Source organism: Pseudomonas sp. Arb-4-2C, from assembly GCF_055755015.1.
Genome location: NZ_CM146899.1, coordinates 1,769,701 through 1,789,401, shown reverse-complemented (window position 1 = coordinate 1,789,401; position 19,701 = coordinate 1,769,701). Strand labels below are relative to the sequence as shown.

12 protein-coding genes are annotated in these 19,701 nt (G+C 62.4%); 4 read left to right on the top strand and 8 right to left on the bottom strand.

Going from position 1 to position 19,701, the window contains the following annotated elements:
* Nucleotides 1-13: 13 nt before the first annotated feature.
* Complete coding sequence (codA, locus tag AC0J41_RS08060) at nt 14-1,261, top strand: cytosine deaminase (RefSeq protein WP_473015105.1); 1,248 nt, start codon at nt 14-16, stop codon at nt 1,259-1,261.
* A gap of 134 nt (nt 1,262-1,395) precedes the next feature.
* Here the strand turns inward: codA and AC0J41_RS08055 are convergent, their stop codons facing one another.
* Nucleotides 1,396-2,376, bottom strand: a complete 981-nt coding sequence (locus AC0J41_RS08055) for a diaminopimelate epimerase (protein ID WP_473015104.1) — start codon at nt 2,374-2,376, stop codon at nt 1,396-1,398.
* Nucleotides 2,377-3,822: 1,446 nt separating this feature from the next.
* On the opposite strand from AC0J41_RS08055, the gene AC0J41_RS08050 reads away from it, so the two are divergent.
* Nucleotides 3,823-4,974, top strand: a complete 1,152-nt coding sequence (locus AC0J41_RS08050) for an MFS transporter (RefSeq protein WP_473015103.1) — start codon at nt 3,823-3,825, stop codon at nt 4,972-4,974.
* An 85-nt stretch (nt 4,975-5,059) separates the two neighbouring features.
* Here AC0J41_RS08050 and AC0J41_RS08045 read toward each other — a convergent pair whose 3' ends face one another.
* The 4 genes from AC0J41_RS08045 to AC0J41_RS08030 all read right to left on the bottom strand — a co-directional run bounded on the left by AC0J41_RS08045 (nt 5,060) and on the right by AC0J41_RS08030 (nt 9,579).
* On the bottom strand, nt 5,060-7,483 hold the full coding sequence (locus tag AC0J41_RS08045; RefSeq protein WP_473015102.1) for a TonB-dependent siderophore receptor: 2,424 nt from the start codon (nt 7,481-7,483) through the stop codon (nt 5,060-5,062).
* A 98-nt stretch (nt 7,484-7,581) separates the two neighbouring features.
* A complete protein-coding gene (locus AC0J41_RS08040) occupies nt 7,582-8,565 on the bottom strand; it encodes a FecR family protein (protein WP_473015101.1) in 984 nt (327 codons plus the stop codon).
* A gap of 40 nt (nt 8,566-8,605) precedes the next feature.
* Nucleotides 8,606-9,106 carry a sigma-70 family RNA polymerase sigma factor gene (locus AC0J41_RS08035; protein ID WP_473015100.1) on the bottom strand — a complete coding sequence of 167 codons (501 nt, stop codon included), beginning with the start codon at nt 9,104-9,106 and terminating at the stop codon, nt 8,606-8,608.
* A gap of 95 nt (nt 9,107-9,201) precedes the next feature.
* Nucleotides 9,202-9,579, bottom strand: coding sequence for a c-type cytochrome (locus AC0J41_RS08030; RefSeq protein ID WP_473015099.1), 378 nt, complete (start codon nt 9,577-9,579; stop codon nt 9,202-9,204).
* A gap of 276 nt (nt 9,580-9,855) precedes the next feature.
* Here AC0J41_RS08030 and nhaA point away from each other — a divergent pair, with 276 nt between their 5' ends.
* A complete protein-coding gene (nhaA, locus tag AC0J41_RS08025) occupies nt 9,856-11,064 on the top strand; it encodes a Na+/H+ antiporter NhaA (protein WP_025110425.1) in 1,209 nt (402 codons plus the stop codon).
* Between the two features lie 139 nt (nt 11,065-11,203).
* Here the strand turns inward: nhaA and AC0J41_RS08020 are convergent, their stop codons facing one another.
* The 3 genes from AC0J41_RS08020 to AC0J41_RS08010 form a co-directional block, all read right to left on the bottom strand.
* Complete coding sequence (locus AC0J41_RS08020; protein ID WP_473015098.1) at nt 11,204-15,673, bottom strand: hemagglutinin repeat-containing protein; 4,470 nt, start codon at nt 15,671-15,673, stop codon at nt 11,204-11,206.
* A 113-nt stretch (nt 15,674-15,786) separates the two neighbouring features.
* On the bottom strand, nt 15,787-17,514 hold the full coding sequence (locus AC0J41_RS08015) for a ShlB/FhaC/HecB family hemolysin secretion/activation protein (protein WP_025110423.1): 1,728 nt from the start codon (nt 17,512-17,514) through the stop codon (nt 15,787-15,789).
* A 108-nt stretch (nt 17,515-17,622) separates the two neighbouring features.
* Nucleotides 17,623-18,756 (bottom strand): multidrug effflux MFS transporter, encoded by a 1,134-nt coding sequence (locus tag AC0J41_RS08010; RefSeq protein WP_473015097.1) that lies wholly within the window; start codon nt 18,754-18,756, stop codon nt 17,623-17,625.
* 100 nt (nt 18,757-18,856) lie between these two features.
* Between AC0J41_RS08010 and AC0J41_RS08005 the strand changes: the two genes are divergently transcribed.
* Entirely contained in the window at nt 18,857-19,621 is a 765-nt protein-coding gene (locus AC0J41_RS08005) for an AraC family transcriptional regulator (protein ID WP_473015095.1), read from the top strand.
* Nucleotides 19,622-19,701: the final 80 nt, after the last annotated feature.

Here is a 19,701-nt window from a genome sequence, read left to right as displayed (position 1 = left end):
AAGGATTCGCCTGATGCACATCATCAACGCCCGACTGCGTAACCAGGAAGGTTTGCACGAATTGCACCTCGAAGACGGCCTGATCCGCAGCATCGGCCGCCAGACCGAAGCCCCGAACCTCAACCCCGGCGACCTCGACGCCGGCGGCAATCTGGTGGTGCCGCCGTTCGTCGAACCGCACATTCATCTCGACGCCACCCTCACCGCCGGCGAGCCGCGCTGGAACATGAGCGGCACACTGTTCGAGGGCATCGAGTGCTGGGGCGAACGCAAGGTCACCATCACCGAAGAGGACACCAAGACCCGCGCCAAGAAGACCATTCAGACGCTGGCCGCCCATGGCATCCAGCACGTGCGCACCCACGTCAACGTCACCGACCCGCAGCTCACGGCGCTCAAGGCGATGCTCGAAGTGCGCGAGGAAAGCCGTCATCTCATCGACCTGCAAATCGTTGCGTTCCCGCAGGAAGGCATCGAGTCGTTCCGCAACGGTCGCGAGCTGATGGAAGAAGCGATTCGCATGGGCGCCGATGTGGTCGGTGGCATTCCGCATTTCGAGTACACCCGCGATCAGGGCGTCAGCTCAGTGAAGTTTCTGATGGACCTGGCCGAACGTACCGGCTGCCTGGTGGACGTGCACTGCGACGAAACCGACGACCCGCATTCGCGCTTCCTCGAAGTGCTCGCCGAAGAGGCGCGCAGCCGCGACATGGGCGCACGGGTCACCGCCAGCCACACCACGGCGATGGGCTCTTACGACAACGCCTACTGCGCCAAACTGTTCCGCCTGCTCGGGCATTCCGGGATCAGTTTTGTCTCGTGCCCGACCGAAAGCATTCACTTGCAGGGGCGCTTCGACAACTTCCCGAAACGCCGTGGCGTGACCCGGGTCAACGAGCTGCTCGAAGCCGGCATGAACGTGTGTTTCGGCCAGGACTCCATCGTCGATCCGTGGTACCCGCTGGGCAACGGCAACATCCTGCGCGTGCTCGAAGCCGGCTTGCACATCTGCCACATGCTCGGTTACCGCAACTTGCAGAACGCGCTGGATTTGGTCACCGACAACAGCGCCAGGGCCATGCACCTGGGCGAACGTTACGGGTTGGAACCGGGTCGCCCGGCAAACCTGCTGATTCTGTCGGCGGACAGCGATTACGAAGTGATCCGCAGCCAGGGTCTGCCGCTGTATTCGATTCGCGGTGGCAAAGTGCTGATGAAGCGGCAGATGCCGGTGGTGGAGTTCAGTGCCGATCTGAGCTGAATCGACTGGCCCCTTCGCGAGCAGGCTCGCTCCCACATGGGCTGCATTTCCCTGTAGGAGTGAGCCTGCTCGCGATCACGCACGGGGCTGCATTCCCTGTGGGAGCGAGCCTGCTCGCGAAGGCGATTGCCGCTTCAACCCATCGATCGAGCCGTACCAAACAGCCTCACCCGCACCAATTCCCCCCGCTCCTGTTCAAGCAAAACAGGCGCCGTCCCGCCCGGCATGACCACCTGCACCGCACCGCTCGCCACCCAGCCCACCGACCACGCCGCACAAGCCACCGCGCTGGCACTGGTGCCGGAAGACGCCGTCGGCCCTTCCCCGCGCTCGAACACCCGGGCGACGATGCGTTGCGCCGATTCGCGCGCGGCCCACTGCAGATTAACGCCCGCCGGACAAGGTTGCCCGGCGCCGACGGGCATGGCGTAAGCGATACGGGTCAGGCCTTCGGCCCAGGGCGATTCGCCCATTTGCCGATTGCTCGGCAACGCGGCAACGTCGGTCAGCAACGTCACGCAATGCGGGTTGCCGATGCGCACGAACTGACTGTGCTGCCACGCGGGATCGAGCTGGGCCAATGGCGCTACGTGGCTGACTTCATGACCATTGAACTCACGACGTTCAACAGTCTGCGCACCCACCGCCGACGGCCCGAAGCACGGTTGACCGAGGTCCAGCCAGAAGCCGCGCACACCGTCGACTTCCGCTGGTTTCACCGAGGTTTCCACGGCGTCACCCTTGTCGTGATAAACCCGCAATAACGCGCCTTCCGCCGGCATCAATGCCTGCTCCAGCAACGATTGGGAAAAAATCGTCAGGCCGTTGCCGCTGCGCTCTGCCAGGGTGCCGTCGGTGTTGACGATCAGCACGTCGAACGGCGGCGCTGACTGGAACGGACCGATCAACAGGCCATCGCTGCGGTGGGATTTGCTGCCGGCCGGGCGTTCGCCTTCGGGCCAGTCGCAACACAGGGCAATCGCCGCCTGACTCCATGCCGGTCTCGACAAAGCACACTGCGCGGCACCGATCGGCAAATCGATCCCCGAATCGCGAAGTGTCTGCGGCGAAATCACCCCGTAAATATTGCCCCGCGCATCAAAGAACTGCGTCATCACCGACCCTTACTGTTAAATCCCCTGAAGCGGCCACTGTAAAACGCAATCGCCTGCGGGAGCGAGCCTGCTCACGAAGGCGGTCTGTCAGGCACCCGGTGTTTCGCCTGAACCACCGCCTTCGCGAGCAAGCCCGCTCCCACAGGAATCCGTGCATGACAGCAGATCTGTGAGCGCCCGCCTTTCAATGTGGGAGCGAGCCTGCTCACGAAGGCGGTCTGTCAGGCACCCGGTGTTTCGCCTGAACCACCGCCTTCGCGAGCAAGCCCGCTCCCACAGGAATCCGTGCATGACAGCAGACCTGTGAGCGCCCGCCTTTCAATGTGGGAGTGGGCTTGCTCACGAAGGCAGTCTGTCAGGCACCCGGTGTTTCGCCTGAGCCGCCGCTTTCGCGAGCAAGCCCGCTCCCACAGGAATCCGTGCATGACAGCAGACCTGTGAGCGCTCGCCTTTCAATGTGGGAGTGGGCTTGCTCGCGAAGGCGGTCTGTCAGGCACCCGTTGTTTCGCCTGAACCACCGCCTTCGCGAGCAAGCCCGCTCCCACAGGAATCCGTGCATGACAGCAGACCTGTGAGCGCTCGCCTTTCAATGTGGGAGTGGGCTTGCTCACGAAGGCGGTCTGTCAGGCACCCGGTGTTTCGCCTGAACCACCGCTTTCGCGAGCAAGCCCGCTCCCACAGGAATCCGTGCATGACAGCAGACCTGTGAGCGCTCGCCTTTCAATGTGGGAGTGGGCTTGCTCGCGAAGGCGGTCTGTCAGGCACCCGGTGTTTCGCCTGAACCACCGCCTTCGCGAGCAAGCCCGCTCCCACAGGAATCTGTGCATGACAGCAGACCTGTGAGCGCCCGCCTTTCAATGTGGGAGTGAGCCTGCTCACGAAGGCGGTCTGTCAGGCATCCGGTTTTCGCCTGAACTGCCGCTTTCGCGAGCAAGCCCGCTCCCACAGGAATCTGCGCATGACAGCAAATCGCTGAGCGCCCGCCTTTCAATGTGGGAGTGGGCTTGCTCACGAAGGCGGTCTGTCAGGCATCCGGTTTTCGCCTGAACCACCGCCTTCGCGAGCAAGCCCGCTCCCACAGGAATCTGTGCATGACAGCAGATCTGTGAGCGCCCGCCTTTCAATGTGGGAGTGGGCTTGCTCACGAAGGCGGTCTGTCAGGCACCCGGTGTTTCGCCTGAACCACCGCTTTCGCGAGCAAGCCCGCTCCCACAGGAATCTGCGCATGACAGCAAATCTGTGAGCGCCCGCCTTTCAATGTGGGAGCGGGCTTGCTCGCGAAAGCGGCGCATCAGTCGATATATTTTTTGACTGACACTGCGCTATCGCAAGCAGGCGAACGCCTACAGGTTAGGATGTCGGCTGCACTTCCCCGTGACCTGCGATCGAACCTCGCCGCGCCAGTATGGTCATTCGGGGACGCGACGTTTTTTGCCAAGGATCGATATGACCAGCCTCAACCCCCAAGACACCTTCGTCCCCGGACGCCTGCAACAGATGTCGACGCGCATCGCTTTCTTCATCGCCGGACTCGGCATTGCCGCGTGGGCGCCGCTGGTGCCGTACGCCAAGGCCCGGGCCGGGCTCGATGAAGGGACGTTGGGCATGCTGTTGCTGTGCCTGGGGGTTGGCTCGATTCTGGCGATGCCGCTGGCGGGGATTCTCGCCACTCGGTTCGGTTGCCGCAAAGTGGCCACCGGCGGCACCCTGCTGATTTGCGCGGCGTTGCCGTTGCTGGCGACGGTGTCGTCGATTCCGGCGTTGATCGCCACGCTGTTCATGTTCGGCGCCGGTTTGGGCACGGTGGATTCAACCGTCAACCTGCAAGCGGTGATCGTCGAACGGGCCAGCGGTAAAAACATGATGTCGGGGTTTCACGGCCTGTTCAGCCTCGGCGGGATTGTCGGCGCGGCGGGTGTCAGTGCCCTGCTCGGCCTTGGGCTGACGCCGCTGGCGGCAATGCTGGTGGTGGTTGCGGTGTTGATCGGTGCGCTGTTCAAAGCGGTGCCCCACATGCTGCCGTACGGCAGTGAAAGCTCGGGACCGGCGTTCGCCGTGCCCCACGGCATCGTGCTGTTCATCGGCGGGATGTGTTTCATCGTGTTCCTCACCGAAGGCGCGGCGCTGGACTGGAGCGCAGTGTTCCTCGCGCAGGAACGCGGAATCGACACGGCGTACGCGGGTCTGGGTTACGCAGCATTTGCCCTGACCATGACGGCGGGACGCTTGATGGGGGACCGGATCGTGCGCAGTGTGGGGGCCACGCGGATTATTCTGTTCGGCGGTCTGTTGGCGGCGGCCGGCCTGTTTCTGGCGACCTTCGCCCCGAGCTGGGAGGCGGCGCTGGTGGGCTATGCGCTGGTTGGTGCCGGTTGCTCGAACATCGTGCCAGTGCTCTACACCGCTGTGGGCAAGCAGACGGTGATGCCGGAAAGCATCGCGGTGCCAGCCATTACTACATTGGGTTATGCAGGGATTCTGGCGGGGCCGGCGGTGATCGGTTTTGTCGCCCATGCCAGCAGTTTGAGTTTCGCTTTCGGGCTGATGGCGGTGCTGCTGGTGGCAGTGGCCATCGGCGGCAAAACACTCAAAGTCTAAAAGCCTCGCGAGCAGGCTCACGCCTACAAGTATCACCCTGAATCTGTAGGAGTGAGCCTGCTCGCGACGGGGACGACACGGTTTATCAGAAACCTACACTGGCCTGCACAAAGAACGTCCGCGGCGCGCCTACATACATCCCCGAGTTGTTGTCGCTGGAACGGGTGAAGTACTGCTTGTCGAAGATGTTTTTCACCCCGGCGCCGAGCTTCAGGTTCGAAACCTGCGGGCCGAAGTCATACCCGCCGCGCACGTTCCAGGTCACGTAGCCCGGGATGTCGCCGTACTGTCCGTCGGCCGTGCCTTCGGTGATGTAGTTGCCGTTGAAGCTGCCATCGGCGTTGACCCCGGTGCCCGGCGAGCGCTGCTTCGATTGGGCAAAACCGTCGATGTTGTATGTCCAGCGATTGATGTCGTAGCGCAGCCCCACGGTCGCCACCTGCCGCGAATAGAACGGCAGATCACGGCCCTTGAAACCCGGAATCTCACCTTCGTAGGTCGCACGGGTGTAAGTGAAACCGGCGTTGGCGGTCAGCCCGTCGAGGCGCGGATCGAGCGCCGCCATGTCGTAATGCACCGACGCTTCGATGCCCTGGTGCTTGGTTGCGCCAAGGTTGGTCCAGCCCACGTCGTTGCTGATGTATTGCAGCTCGTCATCGAAGTCGATGTAGAACAGCGTCACTTCCCCGCCCCACACGTCATCGTTATAGCGCGTGCCGATCTCGTAGGTCTTGGCCTTTTCCGGCTCCAGACCGTTGGCGGTCTGGTCACCCGAACCGCCCTGGCCGAGCTGGAAATACTGCAGGCTGCCGAACGAGGTTTCGTAGTTGGCGAACAGTTTCCACGCGTCCGACAGGTGATACATCACGCTCAGCGCCGGCAGCGGTTCGTTGCTTTCGATGCTGCGGTTTTTCTCCGGCACGCGTTTGCCCGAAGTATCGAGCACGGCGCGGTCATGCCAGTCGGTGCTGATGTGTTCGAAGCGAATGCCCGGGGTGATGGTCCAGTTGCCAACGTCGATCTTGTTGTCGACATACACCGAGTTGGCCTCGGTGCCACCGGTGCGGTCCTGGAACACATGGCCGTCTGAGGTGCGAGTGACCACCGGTTGGTTGTTGACCAGCGCCAGACGGCTCGACTGCTCGTGCATGGCCTCTTTCAGGTAGCGATAACCGACGCTGACTTCCTGCGTGGTCGGGCCCACGTCAAACACCCGCGACACGCGCGGCTCGACACCCAGGGTGTAGTAGGAACGCGGGTACGAGCTGAGGGTTTTCTGGTCGCGAGCAGCGATGGTGCTGCCCCGGAAGCTGTCGGTGTAGTAGGTCAGAATTTCTGCCTGAGTACGCTCGTCGATCTGGCGGATCCACTTGAACGACACGTCTTTGCGCCGGCCGCTGAAGTTGTCGTAGTCGCGCACCGAGTCGTACGGTTTGTCGTCGTACTGCTTCTGCGTCAGGCCGCCGGGCATGTCGGCGCTGGCGTCGTAATAATGGAAGTTGAGGCTGAAATCGTCCTGATCGGTCGGTGCCCAATGGGTCTTGAGCAGCACGTCGTCGATATCGTTGTCGTTGTTGCGCTCGCGGTAACCGTTGCCGTTGACCCCGGAATACAGCAGCGCCACGCCCATGCCATTGTCGGCGGTGCCACCGAGGAACGCCGTGTCGATGTGCTTCCAGCCGCCGTAACGGGTGGTTTCCAGAGTGGTGCCGATTTCCCCGGTGGCTTTTTCCGGGATGGCACGGGTAACAAAGTTGATCACGCCGCCAACGTTTTGCGGCCCGTACCGCACGGAGCCGGCGCCACGCACCACGTCGATGCTGTCGAGGTTGCCCGAGGAGATCGGCGCCATCGACAATTGCGGCTGGCCGTACGGCGCGAACGCGGCCGGTACGCCGTCAATCAGCACAGTGGAGCGTGGCGACAGACGCGAAGTCAGCCCCCGCACGCCGACGTTCAACGCGATGTCGCTGCCGCCAGTGCCGTTGGAATCCTGTACCTGCACGCCCGGCACGCGCTTGAGCACCTCACTGACGTTCATCGCGCCCTGCTCGACCATCGCTTCGCGGCGGATCACCGTGCGTGCGCCCGGGTGGTTCTGTACCACGGCGGCATCGGCGTCGCCGAGCCAGTCGCCGACCACTTTGATGTCGGTCACGCCCAGTTCCAGTGGACCGTTAGTAGCGGCAGTGGCGGCCGGTGCCAAGGTCACCGAGCCTTCGTTGAGCTGGTAGTCCAGACCGCTGCCTTGCAGCAACTGACGCAGCGCCTGCTCCGGCGAAATATTGCCATCGACCGCCGGTGCCTGTTTACCGGCGACCAGGTCCGGGCTGAAAAACACTTGCAGCGAAGTTTGCTGACCCAGTTCACTCAGGGCCTGGCCCAAGGGCTGTGCACGGATGTGAATGGCGTCACCGGCGAAGGCCAGCGGCACAGCAGCGTTGACCGCCAGCGCAAGAGCCAGCGGCAACCAAGGGGATTTTTTGTTGTTGGCTGAGGTGTTTTTCACGTCGAACGTTGTCCTGTGGATCGCAAGAGTGTGCGTCTGTTAATGCAAACCAGTTGCAGTTGAACAGGAAGACGATGAACTCGAAAAAAACCTGAATTTTATTTTGAAATTATTTCCTGACTGCCATCGGCATGGGTGCGAACGGCCACCGGAAGGATGCCTGGAAGGGCCTTGAGCAAGGCATCAGTGTTGTCGGATTTGAACACGCTGGTCAGGCGCAGACTGCCTACCGCAGGGTTGCTGACAGTCAGCGGTTTCTCGCGATAACGCGACACTTCGGCTACCACTTCACTGAGGCTGGCGTTGGTGAACACCAGTTTTCCGCCACGCCAGGCCGTCAGTTCGCCAGGGTTGACCGCATAGGCTGCAGCGACTTTGCCCTCGGCATCGATATGGGTGCCGAGACCTGCGGTCAGGTTGATGAACTGATTGTCCGGCGCATTGCGCCCCTGCACCTTGACCGTGCCCTGCTCCACCGCAACCCGGGTTTGCGTCAGATCGCGGCGCACATCGAAACGCGTGCCGGTGACCGTGACCTTGCCGCTGCCGGCCTCGACCACGAACGGTCGCGAGGTGTCGTGCTCGACGCTGAACATCGCCTCGCCCTCGGTCAATTCAATCAGCCGGCGATCCTGTTCATAACGCACCTGCAAACGGCTGCGGCTGTTGAGGTCGATCACCGATCCGTCCGGCAACGCCACATGCTTGCGCTCGCCCAGTGCCGTGACGAACTCGGCGCGGTAGCCGCCCGGATGATTGAGCCCGCTGAACAGACCGAGCCCGAGTGCCACCGCGAGCATACTGGCGGCCACCGCATAACGCAGCAACGGACGTCGTTCGCGACGCGCTGGCGGTGTTGCAACAAGGGCCTGCAGACGCGGCGCCGGCAGCAGATCAGCCGCCGTCCACAAACCTTGCAGCAACTGAAATTCGTCACGGTGTTGCGGATGCTGGTTCAGCCAGGCGTCGAAGCGCTGCTGTTCGTCGGCACTGATGAGTGGCTCCTGCAAACGCACAAACCAGCGTGCTGCCTCATCGCGCACCGTTGTTTGCCCGCACGCGCAATCACGGGTATCCATCATGGAATGTCCTGTCGGGCTGGGGATGAAAAGCGGCGAGCACTCATGACTGCAAGCCGTCGAGACGATCGCGCAAGTGCCGCAGGGTGCGGATCATATACTTTTCGACCATGTTTCTGGACAGCCCCAGGCGCTCGGCGATTTCGGCCTGGGTCAGGCCTTCGATCTTCTGCCAGACGAAAACCCTGCGGCAATTGACCGGCAATTCCTGAAGCGCCCGCTCGATGGAGTCGGCCAACTGGATCGCATGCATGTAATGCTCCGGGTCGCCAGTTGACGACACACTGTGATCGATTGCCTGCGACTCCATGGCACCCCGCCGGTCCTCACGCCGATAACCGTCGACCGCAATGTTGCGTGCGGTCTGGTGCAGATACGCCCGTGGCTGCTGCACCGCTGCCGAATCGGATTCGAGCACCCGCACAAAGGTGTCGTGCGCCAGATCCTCGGCCTGCGCGCGATTGCGCAGGCGGCGGGTCCAGGTGCCGATCAACTCTTCGTAATGCTCGAAAAAGCCGGGTCTGCGGGGCAGCATGGGGTTCATGACAGCGTGCTGTGGAAAGGGGCGTGAATAGTAATGCTTCCTATTAAGCCCGGCAATTTATTCCTTGGAAGCCGGGTTCGCCGCTCATCTCTGGATCATCGTGATTTTGCAATCACCTCACTCATGTACTGATGCAGATCGCGCAGATCCCTGACGCTCCAGGCGTGCGGCGCGATCTTTACGCCGTTCTCCCGCAAGGTGTCTGGAATCAGGTTTCCATTGGGCCGAAGGATTATCGACGATACGATAACGCCCGGATAATCATTCAGGCGCTTCTTGAAAGCGCCTGTTGTCAGGTCAGGGGTCGGCGGATTGCTTTTGTTGGCCAAAGGGCCTGTTGCCTTGATATCTGCGCCGTGGCACACGGCACATCGCTGCGTATACAGATTCTTGCCGTTGGCATTATCCGCAACGGACGGTGCCGCTTGAGTGACTGATAACAAACCGAGTAAAGCGACGAATGCTATTTTCATTTTTGTATAAGGTCAGAGGCTAAAACAAACGGCGTACAGCTAAGCACACAACTGCAAGGCCCTTTCTTCGTATCGAGAAATTGCCGGGCAGCGACCCACCGTCGCTTTCCTTGCAGCCCTTCACAGCCCCGGGCGTACCTGTCAGCGAAACTGCGCCCGCGTTCCCCCCAAGCCCCCCGCTATTGTGTAAAATGCCGCCCGGGTGCCACCGCAACAACGCGGCAGGGCAGGTTTAATTCAGCGCAGGTCGGGCCGCCGCGCGGAGTTGCCGTGCCTATGAGCCACGATCCGTCACGCCTGCATGCTACCCAAGCCCGTCAGGGCTCGCCGTCTGCGATGGCCTTTCTCTCCCGTTTTTTCGCTGCCGAATCTGCCGGTGGCCTGATCCTGATGGCGGCTGCGCTCGCCGCACTGCTGATCGCCAATTCGCCGTGGGCGGCCACGTACTTCTCGACCCTGCACATCAAGATCGCCGGTTTGTCGATCGAGCATTGGGTGAATGATGGCCTGATGGCGATCTTCTTCATGCTGGTGGGCCTGGAAATCAAACGCGAAATGCTCGCCGGCCAGCTGTCGACCTGGGGCCAACGCGCGCTACCGGGTTTCGCCGCCTTGGGCGGAATGCTGGTGCCGGCACTGATCTATGTCGCGATCAACTGGGGCAATCCGCAAACCTTGAGCGGCTGGGCGATTCCCGCTGCCACCGACATCGCTTTCGCCTTGGGCGTGCTGTCGCTGCTGGGCAAACGCGTACCCGTTTCGCTGAAAATCTTCCTGTCGGCGCTGGCCATCCTTGATGACCTGGGTGCGGTGGTGATCATCGCGATTTTCTACACCAGCGGGCTATCGGTGAGCATGTTGCTGGCGTCGCTGGCAGTGATCGCGTTTTTGGTGATCCTCAACCGTTGCGGTGTCAGAAAACTCTGGCCGTACCTGATCGCCGGCGCCCTGCTGTGGTTCTTCATGCTGCAATCGGGCATCCACGCGACCCTCGCCGGGGTAATTCTGGCGCTGTGCATTCCGCTGGGTAATCCGGAAGACGAGCACAACTCTCCGCTGCTGTACCTCGAGGAAAAAATGCATCCGTGGGTGGCGTTCGCTGTTGTGCCGATCTTTGGCTTCGCCAACGCCGGCGTGTCGCTGGCTGGCATTTCCCCGAGCAACCTGCTCGAGCCGGTACCGCTTGGCGTGGCGCTGGGCCTGTTGTTCGGCAAGCAGATCGGCATCCTCGGCCTCGGCGCACTGGCGATTCGCAGTGGTCTGGCGCAACTGCCGCAAGGTGCCAGCTGGCTGCAACTGTACGGTGTCGCCCTGCTCTGCGGGATCGGCTTCACCATGAGCCTGTTCATCGGTGCGCTGGCGTTCCCGGGCGCACCGCAGTTGGTCGACTCGGTGAAGGTTGGCGTGTTGCTGGGTTCGATCCTGTCCGCGCTGCTGGCGGTGATCGTGCTGCTGAATGCGGGTAAGGCGAAGGCGTCGAACTAATAGTCGGATCTGGTCGAGACAGAAGACTAATGTGGGAGCGGGCTTGCTCGCGAAGGCGTCGATTCAGTCAGCTGATTTATCGACTGAATCACCGCCTTCGCGAGCAAGCCCGCTCCCACAGCTTTTACAGCGGTAGTGCTTAGCCTTTTTCGTCGATCCCGGCTTGCAGGGTCTGGCTGTCCAGATTGCCGCTCAGGGTCACCGGACCGACTTTCAGATTGCCGTTATCGAAGGACACCTTCGGTGCGTTCTCGTCGGTTTTCTGCGGCAGGTCCAACCCGGCTTTCACGCCGTACTCACGGTTGACCAGATCGCTGCTACCCACCTTCGAACCGCCCAGATCGACCTTGCCTTCAGGCGCCGATATCCGCGCGCCGGTCCGTTGGGTGCCACCACCAACGTTCAACTTCACACCTTGATTGCCACTGATGCCGGAGGCCTGCGCCACGCTGTCCTTGTGCGTGTATTCGCCCTGCGCCTTCAGCGTCGGCTTGTAGTCGGTGCCAGCGAGTTTTTCCTTGTCGCTCGGTGGATTTTTCTTCGCGGTCAGGCCCAGATCAACATCAACCTTGGCTTGGGTCTTCGAGTCCTGACGGCTGTCGACAGTCAGATCACCGGCAACCTTGCCGCTGACCGTATTCGCGTCGATCCGCGCACCCGACAGCTGTGCATCACCGGCACTGTTCAGCACCACAGTGTCAGCCTTGATCTGGCTGTTCTGCTGGGTGGTGCCTTGCAGGTAATCGACGCCAACCTTGGCCCCGGCGTTGAAGCCGTGATCGCTGCTGGCCTTTTCGTCAGCGGCGGTCGGGGTCTTGCTGCTCAGGTTACCGCCGGCATTCAGCGCGACGTTCCAGTTATTGCGACTCTCGGTGGACTGCGCCGACTCCTGGACGAAACCGCCCTTCTGCGCATCGACGGTGACGTGCGGCGCGCCGACTTGCGTGCCTTGCAGGTGCACTGCATCACCGCTCAACGCGATACCGCTGTAGCTGTTGAGCTGGCCACCGGTCAGGGTTTGCGAGTTTTCGTTGACCCGACCGATGTTGAAGTTGCCGCTCAGATTGCCGCCCTGATCCCGACTCTTCTCGCTACTGGACTTGCTGCCGCCACCCTTCAAGCCACCGCCGAGATTGCTCCCGGTTGCGGTATGCGTATCGGTGGCCGCTTGCAGGTCAAGCTTGCCGTCAGCGTGCAGATCGATGGCGCCCGCGCTGTCGATCTGCGTGCCTTGCTGGACCTGATTGCCGCCGCTGCTCAGTTGCACCGCACCGTTGCCGCTGATGCTGGCGACGTGGGCCTGACTGTCATTGGTCTGCTTGCCGGTGTGGTCGAGCTGGAACCCGGCGCCGAGGTTGACGTTGGTGCCATCGGTGCCCGGCAAGGTGCCGACGGTCAGCGAGCCGTTGCCGCGCAGGCTGGAGTCGCTGCTGCTTTGGCGGTCGTTGGCCTGGTTCAGCGCCAGATCGCCGCCAGTCTTGATGCTCACGCCGCCCTGCCCGCCATCGAAACGGCTGCCGGCGAACTGCGCGTCACCCCCGACATTGATGTTCACGCCCTGGTTGCCGGCATAGCCGCCAACCACCGCCGTGCTGCTGTCCTTGCTGCTGTAGCGATTGCCGCCCGCGCCGCTGCCGGCGACGTTCACGTCTTCGCCGGTCTTGGTGTAAACGCGCACGTCGACCTTCGCGTCCACCGAGTTGTCGGTGCTGCTGTGGGTGTTGCTCGCAGCATCGGCAACCAGTTTGTCGGCGCTGATGTTGACCTTGCCGGTGCTGGCGCTGTACTGCGTGCCCTGATCGTGCAGGGTACCGGCGGTTTTCACGTTGACGCTGCCACCGTCGAAACGGCTGACCACCGCGTTGCTGTTCTGCTCGGACTTGTCCGCGCTGCCGTGACCGATCGCGACGTCGATGCCGACGTTCGGCTGGCCGAGATTGCTCAGGGCTTCCTTGTCCGGCACCTTGCCGTTGAGCACATCCTTGACCGCACCTGCGATCGGACGGGCGACATCCTTGTACTCGACATTGGCGCCGATGTCCGCCGACCAGTTGCTCTGGCTGTGCGTGCTGCTATCAGTGTTGCTGGCCGCGCGGTTGTCGATCTCGTTGGCCACGACGTTCAGACCGTTGCCGGCCTTGACCTGCGCGCCTTCAGTTACCAGTTTGTCGGCGTTGATGTTCAGGGCGCCGCTGCTCTGCACTGCGGTGGTTTGCGCGGTGGTCTTGCTGCTGGTGTCTTGTGTGGTGCTGTGGGCGAAATCAACGCCACTGCCGGCGCGGTCGAGGCCACCGGTGTAGTAGAAACCGCCGCCGGTGCTGGAGGTATCGGTCGAGGTTTTGTGGCTGTCCTGCTCGGCCAGCAACGACACGTTCTTGCCGCTCAGCGTGGTGTCGCCCGCAGTGGATTTGACCTCACTGCCCTTGATTGTCAGATCGCCGCCGGCATTCACCTGCACGCTGCCACCGCTGAGGCTTGAGCCTTGCTGGTTGACGTCGTTGCGGGTGACGGTCTGCTGCTTGTCTTCGTAATGCACCCCGGCGCGGTATTGCTCCGCAGTTTGCTCCTTGGCATAGGCGTCGAAGCCACGGGTCTCGGTGGTCGAGCTGCTGTCGTGGGTGTTCTGCGTCGCATGCACGTTCACATCACCCGCCGCGTCCGCCGTCAGCTCAGCGCCGGCCTTGACCGTGGAGCCGGCCACCTCGATGTCCTTGGCGCTCTTGAGCTTGAGGTTGCTGTCCGAGACCAGTTCGCTGCGCACCGTGGTGCTGTCCTTGGCGTTCTGCCGCGACTCGTCCTTGGTGATGCCGAAGAACTTGCTGTCCTTGTCGTGGTTGTTGCTGTGCGAGGTGTCCTGCACGCCGTCGATCACCAGCGAACCCTGGTCGCTGATCACGCTGGCCTCGGTGCCGCCACGGACCTGGCTGCCGCTGATGCGCACTTCGTCAGCCTTGACGAGCAGTTTGCCGGTGGCGTTGATTTTGCTGCCCTGGTGCTGGGTCTGGCCCTTGTCGGCGTCACCGGTCTTGCCGAAGAAACCACCGCCGACCAGGTCGCCGGAATAACTGTTGTCATTGCTGCGATGGGTGCGTGTGGCCGTGGTGACGTCCACTTGCTTGCCCGCCAGTTTCACATCGCCGGCGCTGTTCAGTTCAGCGCCCTCGGAGCGCAACAAAGCAGCGGTTTGCAGGGCAATATTGCCGCCCTTCAACTGGCTGCCGATGCTGCGCTGGTCTTCGCTACTGGTGTTCCAGTCGGCCTTCCACAGGTGCTTGCGGTGGTTGCCCTGATCGGTCTGGGTGTGGCTTTCGGTGGCTGCGGTCAGGCGCAGGTCGCCGCCGCTCTGCACATCGAGATTCTTCGCGGCTTCCACCTTGGCGGCTTTGAGTTCAGTGTCTTTGCCGGAGGACAGTTTGGCGTCGCGGCTGGCGACGATCTGGCTGCCATGCTGGCGCGAATCGCTGTCGGTCTGGGTGCGGTCGTAGGTTTCCCAGGTGATGCCGATGGTGCTGTTGCTCCAGTTCTCGCGCTTCTCCTGGAGCTTGCGGCTTTCGACGGTGCTCAGGGTCAGGTTGCGCTTGGCATCGACGCTGACGTCGCGACCGCTGACATCGGCAGCGGCCAGCGTCAGGTCCTTGCCGCTGTGCAGGCCGACATCGCCCTGGCTGCTGCGGATACCGGCACGGGTCACTTCCAGGCTGTTGGGGATCGCTTCGCCGCTGACGCTGAGGTCGCCAGCAGAGCGAATCTGCACGCCGTCACGCCCGGCCACTTGCACCGCCCCCACGCGCACACCGGCACCTTCGGCGGTGCTGACGATGTTGATGCGCCCGGCCTGCATCGCCCCGAACAGGCTGGCGTCGATGCGTTGGTCATTGGTGTTGCCCGCAGGGTCCACGTTTTTCACCTGACCACTGGCATAGTCCAGCTGATTACGCCCGACCGTGAGGTTCAGTTGATCGCGCGCATCGATGCGACCCTGACTGTCGATACGCGGGGCGATCAGGTTGATCGAGCCCTCGCCGTTGCGCAGACCGGCGCTGTGAATCTGCAACTGACCGCTGGCGTCACGGGTACTCAGAGCCTGCAGTTTGCCGTCGTTCAATTCCGGACGACCGACCACCAGATTGGCGTTCGGCGTGTTGATGAAACTGCCGCCGTTTACCGAAATGCCGTTAGGGTTGGCCAGCACATAATCGGCGGCGCGGCCGAAGATTTCCTGGGCACCATTGATCGCCGAAGGGTTGCGGCTGATCACCTCGTTGAGGATCACGCTGGCCGCCTGGCCCTGCAGTTGCGGGTTGGCCGCCAGTTGCCCGGCGAGCTGCGATTGGCCGGCCTGCAAGGCGTTGTTCAGCACCAGGCCCTGACGGTCGACGTTGTAGTCGAGGAACTGGTTGTGCGACAGGCCCGAGCCGTTGGGCGCGACGATATTGACGATGGGCACGCCGCCCTGCGTCTGCAATTGCGCGGTGCCGCCGGGGCCGGGGGCGACCACGACACCGCCGGCGATGGCGCTGGGCAGGTGCACGGCGAAGAACAGGCTGGCGATCGCCCAGCGCAATTTGCCCCGAGGAGAAAGATGGAATGCAAAGGTGTGTGCTGGCATAAAAACGTCTCCATGTAAGTACGGCATCACGGCGCGCGATTGAGTATTGGCCGTGGCTGTCGCGCTCAGATCCGACGGCTGTCTGTTCACTGCTTGTTGAGTCTTGGTGGTGCTCATATCTGCAACCCCACGCGCATCAGCCAGGTCTCCGGCTCGTGCTGCAAACCGTTGGGGGTGTTGAGGGCGCGTTGGTAATCGACGTCCACTTGCAGATTCTTCCAGCCCAGGTTCAGCCCGACGCTGGCGCCGCTCAGGCGTTGACCCGGTGCACCGTGGTCGGCCTTGAGCCAGCCGTTGTCCAGGCCCACGCGCGGGGTGATCTGCACCGGCCAGTCGGTGCGCAGCGGCAGGCGCAACGTGTTGCGCCAGATCGCGCCGCTGGCACCAGAGGCGCTGCTGACCCGATAGCCGCGCACCGCTGAATCGTCGGTGCCGAGCAACTGTTCGATGGCCGGCAACGGGTCGGGGCTGTATTGCAGATTGAGCTGGCTCTGCCACTGCCAGGCCTGCGCGCCGAACTGGCCGTTGCGCCACTGGCTGAGGCCGGCGCGATACTTGCGAAATTGCGCTTTGGGCACGTTATTGACCGCATGATTGGCGTCATCATCGGCGCCCAGCCAGCGCAAGCCTTGTGAATAGGTGAAGTCGAGGTTCCACACCGCACGGTCGAGCCAGAACAGATTGAGCCCGGCTTCGGCCACGGTCAGGGTCGGGCTCTGAATGCCCAGGCGAGCATTTTCCAGATAGCTGTCGACGTCCTTGTGCGCCAGTTGCAGGTTGGCGCTGAGCTGGCGACTCTGGTCGCGCCACAACACGCGGTCGGCACGCAGGCTCAGTTGATCGGTGATACCGGTGCTGTGGAAAGTCACGCTGGGCAGTTTGAACGGCGCGCGGTATTCGGCGTGGCTGGCGAACACGCTGTAGGTCCAGTAGCCGTAGGGAATCGCGTAATACAGGCTGGCGTTGCGGTTGTAACGGTCGCCCTGATTCAAGGTATCGCTGGCGCTGAGGCTCAACAGATCGTTGAGTTGCAGCGGGCTGTCGAAGCTCAGGCTGACGCTGTTGCGATCACGCCCGGTGCTGGCGCTGCCGAGGTTGTCGATCCCCAGCCCCAGCGCCCAGCGCGACTGCCCGGAGGTGCGCGAACGCAGGATGATCCGCGACGCACCGGGCTGGCTGCCGGGGGCAATGTCGGCAGTCAGGTCGATCGAGCGCAAGCGGTTCAACTGATCCAGACCCTGCTCCAGATCGCGCAGGTTCAACGGCTGGCCGAGCATGTGCGGGAACGCGCCACCCAATGACACGGGCAGGCTCTGATCGGCCAGTTCGATGGACTCGATGTAGCCCTCGTCGATCATGATATCCAGCGACTGCCCCGCCGCCGGCGCGCTTGACAGGTACGGGCGGCTGGCGATGTACCCTTGCTCGACGTAGATCGCAGTGATGGTCGCCAGCAGATGGTTGATCTGGCCGACGCCCATGCACGGCGCCAGCAACGGTTTGATCCGTGCGTTGAGTTTGTCGCTGTCGATCAGGGTGACGCCGCCAATGCGCGTGCCACTTAACGGCCAGCAGCGTTCATCGGGGGCGACTGTCTGCGGGATCGCCGGTGTGGCGGGCGCCGGGCCGAACGCGCCGCGCTCCAATTGGCGCTTGCGTTGCTCCAGCTGAAGTTGTTGCAGATCGCGCTGTTGCTGTTGCTGCTGGCGCAGCACTTCCTGGCCCGGCGCAACAGGGTCAGCCGCTTGAATCGAGGAGGCACACGCACTCAACACCAAGGCCGACAACAGCGGGCAACGCGTGGAACGACGACGAAAAACAGCGCGAAGCAAATACGGCACGCAACATCCTTGCAATCATAAAATGGCGTAATGCCACTTCATCAATGCTGGTGATAGTCAGAGCCTTCCTACACAAATGCAAGATGCTTCCTACAGCGCTTACATTTCTTAAACATTTGATTTATCAGCCTTGAAGGTCAGCAGCAAGGCCACGCCGCTGCAGGCCATCAGGGTTTCCCCGAGGGCTTGCGCCCAGCCAGCGAGCATCAGTCCGACGCCGATCAGCAGGTAATAAAACAGCCCCAGCAGGGCCCCGGCGGTGCCCAGGCGATCGGCATAATTGACCAGCGCCGAACCGAGAATATTCGGGATCGCCATGCCGAAAGCCAACACCACCAGCAACATCGGCAGCACGAATGCGCCACTGTCCTGCAGCCGCCACACACCCAGCCCCCCGAGCAGAGCGCAGATCGCGGCAAGGCGAATCAGTTGCAGCGCGTGGCAGCCGCGCCGCAGCAACCGTTGGTTGAGCCATGCTCCAAACCCTGAGCCCAACGCGAGAATCACCCCGCTGTAGCCGAATGCGGCGCCGCTCAGGCCAAGCCGTTCGAACAGGAACGGGCCGAGGCTGTAATAACTGAACAGGGCGACGTTGAACGCGGCGATCCACAGGGCCGAGCGCCAGATGCCAACATCCCTCAGCATGCGCCCGAGGGTGTCCAGCAACCCCACAGAGCGCCGCGCTGACGGGCGGGTTTCCGGCAAGGCGCGCCAGCTCCAGAGCCACAACGCCGTTGCGATCAACAGCAAGGCCCCAAGCACCCCGCGATAACCAAAGCCATGCACCAGCCCTGCGCCACTGAACAGGCCAATCGCCGGGCTGGCCGCCAGCGCCATGCCCACCAGCGAAAACACCTGCGCCAGTTCCGCGCCGTGGAAGCGGTCGCGCAACAGGGTCTGGGTCACCACCGAACCGACCGCTGCGCCAAACGCCGCCACGGCCTGAGCCAGCAACAAGCCGTTGAAACTGCGCACACTCAAACCGATGACGCAGGCCGCCGCGTAGATCGCCAGCCCCGTGAGCATCGTTGGACGCCGACCGATCCGGTCGCACACCCGCCCCCACGTCACCACCCCGAAGGAGAACGCCAGGAAATACACCGACAAGGTCTGCGCCGCCGCTTGTGGCCCGACGCCAAAGGCCCGGCCGATATCGCCGAGCGCCGGGCTGTAGAGCGTCTGGGCGAGCTGCGGAAACATCAGCAGGGCAATCGCCAGCAACAATAGAGGTTTGTTGTTCATCGAGATTTTCTCCTCAAAGTGAAAGCGTCGAAGAGTTTAAAAAGTCTCGACTGACGTATTATCCAAACCCTGCCAACTTATCGCTGAAATCGGACAATCCATGGCCTGGCTCGACGCCCACGCGACCTTCAACCCTGATCACTTCAGCGCACCGGTCATCGGCATCGCTTCCACCCTTGGCGATCACGATTCCGGATTGCACTGCCATCAACGCGGGCAACTGCTCTACACCCGGCAAGGCTGCACGCGCATCACCCTGGCGCAGCAGTTGTGCCTCCTGCCGCCATCACGAGCGGCGTGGATTCCCGCCGGTATCAGCCATCGGGCGGTGATGCAACAGAGCGTCGATTACCGTTCGATCTGGCTGCTGCCCGAACTGTGCCGCGAGCTGCCGCAGCAGGTGTGCGTGATTGAAGTCAGCCCGTTGCTGCGCGCGGTGCTGGAACCGATGGCGCAGGCCGAATTCGCCAGCGACTGGCATCAGGGCAGGCTGTTTCATCTGCTTGGCCTGTGCCTGAGCGAGATTCGAGAGGCTGCACAACAACCGATGCTGCTGCCCCTGCCCCGAGACAAACGCCTGGCGTCGCTGCTGTCGGCGCCCGAACAACTGCCGCCGCAATTGCACGTGCTGGAGCAACAGATCGGCGCCAGCAGCCGCACCATCGGGCGGATCTTCCAGCGGGAAACCGGCATGAGCTATCAGCAATGGCGCCAGCAGTGGCGCTTGATGCGTGCGATGGAATTGCTCGCCACCGGGCGCAGTATCAGTTACTGCGGCTACGCGCTGGGGTTTGCCAGCGACAGCGCGTTCATTGCGTTCTTCAAGGCCATGAGCGGCACCACTCCCAGCCATTGGCTGAGATAAGCAACTGACGACCGGCATAAAAATTCAATTGCCACAAAATATTACTCGCGTCATATTACAGCCGTAATAACGATCCGTTT